This is a genomic window from Psychrobacter sp. T6-1, from assembly GCF_052258445.1.
The window spans coordinates 1-871 of sequence record NZ_JBQQFC010000607.1; the positions used below are offsets into that span (position 1 = coordinate 1).

Consider the following 871-nt stretch of genomic DNA (forward strand, 5'->3'; position numbering starts at 1 on the left):
TACATTGATGTTAACAACGATTAGTCTTTGATAACCATCGTCAAATCGTACTCTAAGCGCTTAGGCTTATACTTAACACCGATGTAGTTTAAACGGATGATGTGTTTGTCATAAGAAGTCACCTCATAAGGACCATTAGCGAAATTATGCACTGATGGCACCACTAGCATAGTTTCAATCTTATCGGTATTGATATCCACATCAATGCTTTGTCCAACATCTGGATATAGATAATACTCACAGTAGTCATATACCATAATCTCAGCGGTGCGGACAATAGTTTCATCATCGACGTTTTTTTGTAGTAGTTTGGGGCAAATATCAGAATGCTTCGCCGCTAAACGTGCATAGGAGTTTCTAATATTTTCTTCAATCTCTTTGATATTTTGCTGCTTATTTTGCTCAGCTACGCTTTGCTCAGTCGTAGTAGCAGAATCTTGCGCCTCATTTGGATGAGCATCATGACCACAAGCGCTCAAGACTAATAGAGAAACAGTAGCAATACTGAGCGTTTTTATGCGACATGATAAAGGGAATAAATAGCGTCTGGCAGGCATTGGTTTTTTAAGCGTAATAACAGTCATAACTGCCTTAAAAGGTTATTATAAATAGCGCTCATCACCTAAATTTTACTGAAAGCACTTTGAGTTAAAAACCAATATTATAAAACATTGTTTACTAGTATGAAATAGGCTTTAGTTACTTAACTTACCGTTCAACTTTATATACTACCGCTCATCCTACTATTCTTTTCTTATATTTAGTAAAAATTTAGCAGATAAAAAACCTAATTTAAAGGTGTACAATAAATTGTGTTAGGCCAGCTAAAAACGGCAAGCTGAACTACTGCTGGTATTATTAAAGCCCCATT

General features: G+C 35.8%; 1 protein-coding gene. It reads right to left on the reverse strand.

The window, feature by feature from the left end:
* Positions 1–20: 20 nt before the first annotated feature.
* Positions 21–584 carry a hypothetical protein gene (locus ACTXGO_RS14905; protein ID WP_443542251.1) on the reverse strand — a complete coding sequence of 188 codons (564 nt, stop codon included), beginning with the start codon at positions 582–584 and terminating at the stop codon, positions 21–23.
* Positions 585–871: the final 287 nt, after the last annotated feature.